This window comes from Paracoccus benzoatiresistens (assembly GCF_026913015.1).
In the GTDB taxonomy this organism is placed as follows: Bacteria; Pseudomonadota; Alphaproteobacteria; order Rhodobacterales; family Rhodobacteraceae; genus Paracoccus; species Paracoccus benzoatiresistens.
On the sequence record NZ_JAPTYD010000163.1, the window covers coordinates 1 to 1,313 of the forward strand.

Annotated in this window: 2 protein-coding genes; both read left to right on the forward strand. The window is 58.0% G+C overall.

All coding sequences use genetic code 11. The features are described from left to right. Positions 1–475: 475 nt before the first annotated feature. On the forward strand, positions 476–661 hold the full coding sequence (locus OU682_RS23995; RefSeq protein ID WP_268944683.1) for a hypothetical protein: 186 nt from the start codon (positions 476–478) through the stop codon (positions 659–661). Between the two features lie 242 nt (positions 662–903). After that, positions 904–1,313: hypothetical protein (locus OU682_RS24000; protein WP_268944684.1), on the forward strand; the 410-nt coding region annotated here is incomplete at its 3' end.

Sequence of the window (1,313 nt, forward strand, 5' to 3'; positions counted from 1 at the left end):
CCGGTGCAATCACAGATTGTCGAGAAGACGAACCGGATAATCCCAAGTTGCGATTCGCGTCAACGGAAGAGATCAGACGGTCATGGTTCCGTCGCTCCCCAGGTCTGAGTTCTTGGCACCGACTGACTTGATGGAACCCAGCCATATGCTCAGAGTCTCGTTCTTCGTTGCCGTCGTCTGTGGGTTAAGCTGTTCCGCCGAGATCATCCTTCTGCCCCGGACCTAGTTGCCAGGCATCCTGTTTGAACTTGGCTGATTGGGCATCTTCTCGGAAATCTCCCACGTCTCCTTGGACAGGCCGAACGCAGGCCAACAGTGATCGCTTCACGGCAACAGAAAATCGCCACCTTCCGGAACCCTTCTTCTGCCAGGCGCTAATAACCGCCTAACGATGACCCGCGTTAGCAATTTGATCGGGGAGGATTGGAATTGATCTGCTAAAAATGGCGGGCAGCCTAATGACCATGAGGATGCCATGATCGATGCCGAAGCTGCCCTGCGCCAAGCGCTTCTTGATGCCCTGGTCAAATACCCTCGCCATATGCACAAAAGCAAGGAGGATCTGACCGATGCCGCGTGGGAATACCTGCAGGCTGCCGACCGCGCCCACCCGGCGGTGGCCGCCGTGTTGCGGGAGGCGGCCGAAAAGTTGGCGGGATGATGGAGCCTGAACTCTCGAGCTATATGCCGGAAGACCTGCCTGTGGAGATGATTGGGCATCCCCCTGGTGTCCAAACTTGCTGATCCGACCGAATTCATTGCCGTTCTGAAGACATTCGTCTCGGACATCGACTAACCCTGCAACCAATCTTCCGCGCTGCCAGTTTACAGGAGCGCTTCTGAGGTTCGGCAGGCGTTGCCCGCACCAGCACCGGGCCAGACCATAACTGATTGGATCACCTCATGCCTGAAAGCCGGTCTATGTGTTCTGTTAAAGATTGCGAGAAGCCCAAGCACGCGCGCGGTTTGTGCCAGATGCACAACCGGCGCCGGCAAATGCCGGGCACCCCTCTGGTCAAGAGGTTGCACTCCGAGACCGATTTCCGGGTCAAATGGATTGATGAACACGCCCGTCATCACGGCAATGAGTGCCTCATATGGCCTTTTGCGGCGGGCGACAGGAAACGGGGAGTCCTGACCTATGGCGGAAAGGTCATGAGCGCCCCCAAGGCCATGTGCCTTGCCGCGCATGGTGAGCCCCCAACCGCCAAGCACGAGTCGGCCCACTCCTGCGGAAAAGGCCATCTCGGCTGCGTGCATCCCGGCCATCTATCCTGGAAGACGCGCAAGGAGAACCGGGCGGACCTGGTGAA